Annotated in this window: 7 protein-coding genes and 1 pseudogene; 5 read left to right on the forward strand and 3 right to left on the reverse strand. The window is 36.1% G+C overall.

Annotation, left to right across the window (positions count from 1 at the left end; translation table 11 throughout):
* On the reverse strand, window positions 1-702 hold a 702-nt coding region (locus ACKI5C_RS04265; RefSeq protein WP_407431969.1), incomplete at its 3' end, for a DsrE/DsrF/DrsH-like family protein.
* A gap of 182 nt (window positions 703-884) precedes the next feature.
* On the opposite strand from ACKI5C_RS04265, the gene ACKI5C_RS04270 reads away from it, so the two are divergent.
* Window positions 885-2,081, forward strand: coding sequence for a trans-sulfuration enzyme family protein (locus ACKI5C_RS04270; protein WP_407431970.1), 1,197 nt, complete (start codon window positions 885-887; stop codon window positions 2,079-2,081).
* On the opposite strand, the gene ACKI5C_RS04275 is transcribed toward ACKI5C_RS04270, so the two are convergent.
* A complete protein-coding gene (locus ACKI5C_RS04275) occupies window positions 2,076-2,792 on the reverse strand; it encodes a UPF0280 family protein (protein WP_407431971.1) in 717 nt (238 codons plus the stop codon). The genes ACKI5C_RS04270 and ACKI5C_RS04275 overlap by 6 nt on opposite strands.
* 582 nt (window positions 2,793-3,374) lie before the next feature.
* On the opposite strand from ACKI5C_RS04275, the gene ACKI5C_RS04280 reads away from it, so the two are divergent.
* The 4 genes from ACKI5C_RS04280 to hdrA are packed head-to-tail and all read left to right on the forward strand — an operon-like array spanning window position 3,375 to window position 8,497.
* Window positions 3,375-4,628 carry a methanogenesis marker 16 metalloprotein gene (locus ACKI5C_RS04280; protein ID WP_407431972.1) on the forward strand — a complete coding sequence of 418 codons (1,254 nt, stop codon included), beginning with the start codon at window positions 3,375-3,377 and terminating at the stop codon, window positions 4,626-4,628.
* Window positions 4,629-4,638: 10 nt separating this feature from the next.
* Window positions 4,639-5,250, forward strand: coding sequence for a ferredoxin:CoB-CoM heterodisulfide reductase subunit HdrC (hdrC, locus tag ACKI5C_RS04285; protein ID WP_407431973.1), 612 nt, complete (start codon window positions 4,639-4,641; stop codon window positions 5,248-5,250).
* Complete coding sequence (gene hdrB / locus ACKI5C_RS04290; protein ID WP_407431974.1) at window positions 5,247-6,188, forward strand: ferredoxin:CoB-CoM heterodisulfide reductase subunit HdrB; 942 nt, start codon at window positions 5,247-5,249, stop codon at window positions 6,186-6,188. Before hdrC ends, hdrB begins: the two co-directional genes overlap by 4 nt.
* Window positions 6,185-8,497, forward strand: coding sequence for a ferredoxin:CoB-CoM heterodisulfide reductase subunit HdrA (gene hdrA / locus ACKI5C_RS04295; protein WP_407431975.1), 2,313 nt, complete (start codon window positions 6,185-6,187; stop codon window positions 8,495-8,497). The genes hdrB and hdrA overlap by 4 nt, the downstream gene beginning before the upstream one ends.
* A 355-nt stretch (window positions 8,498-8,852) precedes the next feature.
* Here hdrA and ACKI5C_RS04300 read toward each other — a convergent pair.
* Window positions 8,853-9,398, reverse strand: a pseudogene (locus ACKI5C_RS04300) (nitrogenase iron protein); the annotation flags it as partial.

The following is a 9,398-nucleotide window of genomic DNA, read 5'->3' on the forward strand; positions in this document are numbered from 1 at the left end:
CTTTTTAACGCTTACCTTTTCAGGCTTCCTTAAGATATTCAATCCCCAAAAGGTGAAAAACATGGTAACGTTTCTTCCCATTGAAGCAGCACCATTGGCAATTATAAAAGCAGCTATCGTTTTATCCAAATCGCCACTGAATACCACAAAGGTTTTGTCATTGTCTTTTGGAATTTCTGGAACGCTTTGCTTTACAATCGATGCTTTTATAATCCCATCCTTAATTTCCAAGGATTCCAAATTGTTTCCAGTTCGATCACACCAAATCTTAACATCAGATGCAAATGCATCCTCATCAGATTCGACATGTATCTTTTGACCAGTCTCAATTTCGTTAATGGTATCTGCAATCTGGATTATTGGACCCGGACACATTTGACCTTTGACGTCGAGTTCGATTGCATCAAGATTATTGATATATTCCTGATATTGCTTAAAGCCTCCTTCAAGGCTAAATGCATCATAACCAAGTGAGTTTAACTCATCAGTTGCTTCATCACTTCTATCACCGGTTTTACAATATACAATTATTTGCTTTGTTTTGTCTAGCTTTTCCAAATTGTATGAAAGTTCCTGCTTTGGAATATTAATTGAATTTTCGATTTTACCCAATATTAACTCCTCATCATCCCTTACATCAACAATTTGAATTTTCTGTTTGTTTTTTTCTAAAAATTCTTCCGCATTTATAGTTTTTGCCATTTTCATCACTTCTTTAGTTTCGCCCGAGCAATGAAAAAGATAATATGCAAAATATAACAATAGTTATTTTTTCATCAAATAGATATTTACAGCTAAACTATATAAACATTATGTAGAAATATAACAATAGTTATATATTGTAAATTTCAAAATAATGTACAATTAAATTTCAGGTAATGACTATGAAAAAAAGAGAATATGGAAAAGAACTTGGATTTCAAACCCGTGCAGTACACACAGGAAACGATGTTGACAGAGAAACTAATGCAATTAAACGCCCCATAACAATGGGAAACAGTTATGAATTGCCATATGACCCCACCAACATTAACTGGAGCAGTGCAGATAAGACATTATACACTAGAAATGGAGGCTCCAATCAAAAATATCTTGAAGAGAAAATAGCTAACCTAGAAAATGGTGAAGATGCAATAGTCCTTGCAAGTGGAGTGGGAGCACTTTCAGGATTATTTTTTTCTCTTCTCTCATCAGGGGACCATGTAGTATTTTCAAATGTGACCTATATTGCAGCATACCGACTTCTAAACGAATTATTCAATGAAAAATTTAAAGTAAACACCACTATTGTTGATACAACAGATATTGAAGAGCTAAAAAAGGCAATTACAAATAAAACAAAACTAGTTCATATAGAAACCCCTGGAAATCCTACAATAGGAATATCCGACATTTCTAAAATTGCAGAAATTGCTCATGAACATGGAGCACTGCTCAGCGTAGACAATACTTTTGCATCTCCATTTAATCAACGACCCCTTGAATTAGGTGCAGATTACGTGATTGAAAGCCTAACCAAATACATTAACGGACATGGCGACTCAATGGGAGGAGCAATCATAGCAAATCAAAAAGAACTTTTAACCCCCATAAGAGAGCAATCCCAAGTTAATTTAGGAGCGACAATAAGTCCATTCAATGCATGGCTGATAATGAGAGGATCAGTGACACTGCCCTTGAGAATGAAAGCCCATAATGAAAATGCACAAAAAGTGGCTGAATGGCTGGAATCCCAGAAAAATGTAAGTTTCGTATCATATCCAGGACTTGAATCAAACAAAGGATATGAAATTGCTAAAAAACAAATGATAAACGGATATGGGGGAATGATAGCGTTTGGATTGAAAGCCAGTCACGAGAAACACAATGAATTCGTAAGCCATTTAAAAATCATAACATCTGCGGTTTCATTGGGTCATGATGAAAGCCTGATAGTATTCATCGGAGAAGACGATGAAAGGCAATATTTATATCCCGAAGAATTCCACAATGGATTTTTCAGATTTTCAGTTGGAATAGAAGATGTGGAAGACATTATAGAGGATTTGCGTCAGGCTTTAGAAAAATCAGAACTGTTATAATTTAACTTTAAACTCAGGCGTTTCTACAATCTTTGGAAGCCTTCCAACAGTACCGACATTATCCTGGGATATAATTAAAATGCCTTCAAAAAACTCCCTAAAACGCTCTGCAGTCTCAATGGCATTAGTTACTTTATCTTCAGATGTTTCACCATAAACATCATTGGCTATTCTGGTTGCAAGCCCATCTGCAAGAGAAGGACTTTTGCTAATTACTGTAACACTATCAGCTTGACCAAAACTAATTGAATGGCCAATTTTTCCTGAAGATGTACATACACCCAAAGGCTTTTTTCGTGACTTGAATTCAAAACCAATCCTATTTCCAAAAACCTCATTATTAGAATAAATACCACATATTATTTTTTCATCGTTTATAAAAGCAATATCGCCACCATTTTCAACGATGGAATATTTTGAGCCATTTTCAATTAAATAATTTAAGCTTAACTCCGAAATGGTTCCCGCAACACAGGCCATCGGACCAACATCCGAATAGGTTGATGACTCATACATCCTTTCAACTATTGGAGGCAAATCTTTTGAATCTGATTTGGTCGGTTCCAATGATATTAAAAAATCCTGATTTCTTGAAATGTACTGTTTCAAATCGTATCTTATCTTATAAATAAATCTTTTTAACTCATGATCTTTTAAGTCCGTCTTAAGACGGATATGTGTTTCTTCCATATCAATTTCTTCAGAATACATAATCTTATATTACAATTGTAATCATTATAAGTAATTTGCCACTAAAAGAAAAAAATAGATTACATTACACTAAAAAGACAAATAAATAATGATGATTATTATTTTTAACAAATAAGAAATGTGAATTATTTTTAGCAATATTATAGCCGTTATTTTTTTAAGATACAAATATAACGGCCTTTTATAACACTTTAAATATTGAAATTAAAAAACATTTAAATATTATGAAAACTCGATATAACAATTGTGATATTAATTAATATCACCTAAACAAAAAATGGATTTTTACTAAAAAACTGTGAAAATCCAGGCAGGCCTTGAAAAAATTTAAACTCCTCCAAAAAATCTGAAAAATAACATATCATATTGAAAATCGGACAAAAAAGTGAAATTGATTAAATTACTTATTGCTTTGTGAATGTAATTGATTTTACATCGCAAAGACTTAGTCCATTTCATCCCAATAGGAAACAAACTAAACTCGGGCAAACGTTTCCAGTGATGATATTATTTCTTTAAAGACTTATCAAGTCTTAGAGGAGAACTATTGGAAAATAAACATAAGTTTAGGAAGGTAGTGAAATGACTAATAATAGAAGTATTAGCCAAATCAACCAAAAAATTGAAAATGGTGAGGCTAATATTTACACAGCAGAAGAGTTTAAAAAACTTTTAAAAGAAGGCAACGCCCCTAGTTTTGATGAAGTTGATGTTGTAACAACAGGAACTTGTGGTGTAATGAGCGGTACAGCAGCTATACTCAATTTTGTAGTTTCTGGACCCGGAGAGTTTATACGTGCAGAAGAGGTATTTTTAAATGGAGTTCCGGCACATGCCGGCCCATGTCCAAATGAATGGTTAGGTTCAATTGATGTGATACTTCATGGAACAACACATTCCATTCAAGACCACAACTATGGTGGAGGATTCGTCTTAAAAGAACTTTTAGAAGGCAAACCAATAGATGTGAGAGTTGAAAGTGCTGAAGGCAAGACTATCGAAAACACAATAACCATCGATGACATCGGCAGAGGCCAAATAATCGGAACCAGAATGGCATTTAAAAATTATACCGCTTTTGTCAATAGCTATGACGAACCGATAAAGTCTATTTTTTCGGCAATCCCACTTGAAGGAAACCTATCTGGCTTGACATTTTCAGGATGTGGAGACTTGAATCCTCTTCAAAACGATATTCCTCACAATGTGATAAAAGCCGGAACCAGATTCCTGTTTAATGGTGCTGAAGGATTAATTTTAGGTGATGGTACCCGTTCCAGTGCAGAAAAACCGAATTTAATGTTGGCGGCAGACTATAAAGAGATGGATCCATATTACCTTGGAGGATACAAAACCGGCCAAGGCGGAGAAGTTTATGATACTGTGGCCATACCAATCCCTGTTCTAAATGAAGAAATCTATAACAATTTACTTGTAACCGATGAAGACATTAAATTGCCATTGGCTGAAATAAAAGGTCGTCATTTACCGGTAGGAGTAACAAACTATAAAGAGATGTGGGAAGGATATGACTTAAGACCACAATATGACCATTCAAAATGTTCAAACTGTGATTCTTGTACTATTGAAAGAATCTGTCCTACAAATGCATTTGCAAACAAGAAACGAAATCCTGCATTGTGTTTCGGATGCGGAATATGTGCTCATTATTGTACAAATGATGCATTCAACATGAATACCGGTGATGTTGATTTGGAAATAAACAACAAGAACGTGAATGTGCCAATTGTCTGCAGACAATCTGATAGATTGAGAGGAAACAGATTATCCAATAAACTGAAAAAATTAATTGAAACCCAAGAATTTACTTTGTAGAGGTGGTTTTATGACTACTAATCAAAAAATTACCGATACACCAATTAATTTTGCAGAAGAGATAATTGCAAATGTAAAAAACACCAAAGATGACGGTGTTTTGAAATGCGTTCAATGTGGTTTATGCACATCAACATGTCCTGCAGCACGCCACTCAGAATATAATCCCCGAGAGATTATTGAAAGAGTCCTGGAGGGTGATGAAACAATAATCGCAGAAGATTACTTATGGAACTGCTTTTATTGCTACACCTGCCACAGCGTATGCCCTGTTGGAAACAGCGTTTGTGAAGTAAACCAGATATTGAAACAATTCGCAATAAACCAAGGCATTGGATGGGACAAGCTTTATGAATATTTAGGATTTGCCGATTCCTACTTCGATGCAGCAATCGGAGCGATACCTGAAATATTTTTTGATGATATTGCAAAAGATGTTCCTGGATGGGAAGAGATAAGATTTGATAAGTTGGATGAAAACAGAGACAAATTAAATCTTTATCCACCTTTAATGCCTCCCGAAGACGTGATTGATGAAGTCAGCTTGATTTTAACAATCACCGGATTTAAGGAAAGAATGGAAAACATTAGAAAATCTCAAGAGGCAGAGGTGGAAAAATGAAAAACATCCCGGATAAAAATCTCCTTTTGTTTAGAAGCTGTCTTGTGAGTGTGGAATATCCAGGAATCGAATCATCTACAAAATACGTTTTTGAAAAGTTAGGAATTGATTATGGAATATCCGAAAAGCAAACATGCTGCACTGGCTTAGGACACTATTCAGATGTTTTTGATCAAGTTTCAACAACAGCAATAGGAGCCCGTAACTTTAAAGTGGCACAGAATCTTGGAAGACCTAATCTTGTTATGATGTGCGCTACATGCTATGCAATCAACAAAAAATCAGTAAAGCTATTAAACAATAAAGACGACTTACGTGAAGAAATAAATGAATTGTTTGAAGAAAATGGATTAGACCATTTGAAATATGAAAAAAATGATTTGACACCTACTGAAAACATTTTCCATTTCGTGGACATCTTATATGGCAAAAAGGATGAAATCAAAAAACATGTAAAATATGACTTAAGCCAATACAAGATTGCCACTCACCATGGATGCCATTACTGCAAGGTCCACTATGAGGACACAATAGCTGGAGTAAGAGACCCAAACATAATCGATGAACTTATTGAAGCTTGCGGATGCAAAACCATAGGTTGGTATGACCATAAACGTGCATCCTGCGGTACAGGATTTAGGCAAAGATATTCAAACCCTGATTTATCATTTACCGCAACAGCAGATAAAATGAAATCCCTTAAGGATGAAAATGTTGAAATTCTAGTACATTTATGTCCGAACTGTCATATACAATTTGACAGATATCAACCTCTAATCTCACAAAGGGAAGGCAGAGAATTCAAGGCAATTCATTTGAACATTTCCCAATTTATTGCAATTGCAATGGGTGCCGACTGGGAAAGCGTTGTAGGCGTTCAGGCCCATACCTCCAAAATAGATTCAGTAATTACCGAATTAAAGGAGGTTGAATCATGACCAAAAATCTCAAAATTGGCGTTTTCTTATGTGAATGTGGTGGAAACATCTCAGATACTGTTGATTTGGATAAGGTTAGACAGACTCTTGATGTGGAAGTGATTGAACAGTTTGAAAATTTATGTTCACTAAATGGACGTAAGATTATCCGTGATGCAATTATCGACCATCATTTGGACAGAATTGTAATCGGAGCCTGTTCACCCATAAGCCATGAAAAGACATTCCAAGATTATGTGAAACCTCTCAATCCATATCTAATGGACATGGCAAATATTAGAGAGCAATGTTCTTGGGTGCATGACGATAAAGAAAAGGCCACAAAAAAGGCCATAACTTTAATCAACGCATCCATTGAAAAAGTCAAGCAATCTGATGAAGTAAATCCGATTTATTGTCAAACTCCCGATGAAGTTGCAGTTATCGGTGGCGGAATTGCAGGGATGAATGCTGCATTATCACTTGCACGCCAAGGGACAAAAGTCACCATAGTCGAGCAGTCCCCATCATTGGGAGGACATATGGCAAAAATTGGAAAAGTTTTCTCACCTGTGAAGATTGCTGAGGAATGCGGCATGTGTCTGCTCAATCCGATTCTGAACGATCTGGTGTGGAATGAAAACATAACCGTATGGACCAACTCAAAGGTGATAAATGCAGACCGCCGTGCAGGAACATACAATCTGATAGTTGAAAAATCACCCAGATTTGTTGACCCCGACAAGTGTATCGCCTGTGGAAAATGCACAGAGGTTTGTGAAGTGGAGGTTCCTGATGACTGGAACGAAGGACTCTCCTTAAGAAAAGCGATTTACAGACCTTTTGGTCAATCATATCCTGAAGCATATGTTATTGACCCTGACGCATGCAATAAGTGCGGAAACTGTAAACGACAATGTATGATGAATGCAATCACCTTAAAGCAGAAACCTGAGAATGTTCCACTACAGGTAGGTTCACTCATCATAGCTACAGGACACCAATTAATAGATCCAAACAAACGTCCGGATTACTCATATAAAAGACACCCAGACATCATAACACAAGCAGAGCTTGGGCGCATAACTGGAGTAAACGGACCTACAAAAGGAGAATTACTAAAAGCAAATGGTAAAGTTCCAAAAAGGGTCGTGATGATACAGTGTGTCGGTTCCAGGGATGAAAAACCCGACGGACACAAATACTGTTCAAAAATATGCTGTTCTGTTGCATCCAAAAATGCAAACATCATAAAACACAAATATCCTGATACCGATGTTGTAATCTGTTATACTGATGTGAGAACTCCAGGAATGTTTGAGAAATACTACAAACATACTCAGGCAAATGAAGTCCGATTCTTAAGGGGCAGACCTGGAGAGGTTGCCGTTAAAGGAGATAATTTAATAGTGCGTGTTGAGAATACCATCAAAGGCGAATTTGAAGAAATTGAAGCAGATATGGTTGTGCTTTCAACTGCGATGGAACCTTCTGAAGGCACTAAGGAAATTGCTAAAATCCTAAATTTGGGTACAACCGAAGATTCGTTCATCAAGGAATCCCATCCTAAAATCAAACCGGTGACTACGGATGTTCAAGGAGTGTTTGTCTGCGGAACCGCTCAAGATCCAAAGGACATCACCGATTCAATAATGCAGGCAACATCCGCAGCATCAAAAGTTGCCGAGTACAATTACGGCGGCGTCGAGATTGAACCGTTTATTGCAGACATAGACCATGAAAAATGTCAGCTTTGTGGTGATTGTTTGGCCAAATGCAAGTTCAAAGCACTGAGCATTGTTAATGATGAATTGTTCTTAGACCCTATGAGCTGTGACGGATGCGGAAAATGCTTAACCGTTTGCCAGCACGGTGCAATTAACATCAATGGGAACATTGATGAGAAAATATTTGCCACAATTGATGGAGTATTGTCTAAAAAAGAAGATGATGAACGTATGATCCTTGTTTTCTTAGATACAATTGGATATACTGCTGCAGACAACATTGGAGTCAACAGATTGAAATATCCTGAATCAATACATATCATTAAAGTCCATTCAGTCAATCGTGTAAGGCCAAGCCACATCAAGCATGCTCTTGACAACGGAGCTGACGGAATATTTATCGGAGAATTCCCCGGAGACTTGATGTATGATGAAGTCGAACAAAAAATCGAGAGGGTTAAAGCACAAATCGCAAAAGTGAATGAAAATCCTAACAGATTGGCGTTTTCAAAAGTATACATCCCATACTTTGAAGGCCTTGCCCGAAAATTAAATGATTTCGACAGACAAATTGAAAACTTGAATGAAATAGAAGGGGTTTGAAGACCTCTTTTATTTTAAATTTTTGATTGATTTCAGCAATCGATTAAATCCATTTCTCGAGTGATTATTTTAACAGTTATTTTAAAAAAATTAAAAATATAAAACAGATTTTTAATTAAAAATCAGAATGTGCTATTTGCCCAATAATGACAGGACACCATGCACATCAAAAAGGTTATTGATTGATAATAGTAAGTAACCAATAACAAAAATGTGATTAATGGCAGTGAAAATTATGGAAAAAATTATTGATTACCTACTTTTTAGAGACAAAATTTCTTATGTTTTGATTTGATAAAATTAATGATTAGCCATATCTCTATGACCAATCATTCGTGTTTCGCGTAAAACCAAATCATATTCCAGAACTTCCTTCCTGGACATTATCCATTTCGGTCTTTTGATTTAACAGCAATTGATTAATCCAACCAGATGCCCAATCGGACAAATCATCATTATCAAATGGGGTTGGTAGGAATTTGTTCTTATTATCAATTACCTTACGAGCTAGCTCTCTGTACACTTCAGCTTGTGCGGAATCCGGTGCTCCTTCAATTGTTGTCACTCCATCCAACTCACAACGTGTTACAGTAGGAGACCTTGGAACAAACTTAATTACGTCACTGTTTGTTTTTTCAGTAAAATCTTTTATCATATCTTCCTGGAGTGAAGATTTAATGGAATTTCCTATAACTCCACCCAACAATGCACCACCATTATTAGAATATTTTAAGATACCTTTAAACAGATTATTTACCGCATAAATGGCCATGTAGTCAGATGAAGTAACTGTATATACCTGGTCTGCAATTCCCTTACGGATAGGCATTGCAAAACCTCCACATACAACATCACCCAAAACATCATAAATGATAATGTCGGGGTCGTATTCATCGATGAT

Source organism: Methanobrevibacter sp., from assembly GCF_045646045.1.
GTDB lineage: Archaea > Methanobacteriota > Methanobacteria > Methanobacteriales > Methanobacteriaceae > Methanocatella.

What these genes read in the sequence shown, in the direction of transcription:
- hdrC (WP_407431973.1), top strand. Translation starts at nt 4,639, where the DNA reads ATGACTACTAATCAAAAAATTACCGATACACCAATTAATTTTGCAGAA.
- hdrB (WP_407431974.1), top strand. Translation starts at nt 5,247, where the DNA reads ATGAAAAACATCCCGGATAAAAATCTCCTTTTGTTTAGAAGCTGTCTT.
- ACKI5C_RS04280 (WP_407431972.1), top strand. Translation starts at nt 3,375, where the DNA reads ATGACTAATAATAGAAGTATTAGCCAAATCAACCAAAAAATTGAAAAT.
- ACKI5C_RS04275 (WP_407431971.1), bottom strand. Translation starts at nt 2,792, where the DNA reads ATGTATTCTGAAGAAATTGATATGGAAGAAACACATATCCGTCTTAAG.
- hdrA (WP_407431975.1), top strand. Translation starts at nt 6,185, where the DNA reads ATGACCAAAAATCTCAAAATTGGCGTTTTCTTATGTGAATGTGGTGGA.
- ACKI5C_RS04270 (WP_407431970.1), top strand. Translation starts at nt 885, where the DNA reads ATGAAAAAAAGAGAATATGGAAAAGAACTTGGATTTCAAACCCGTGCA.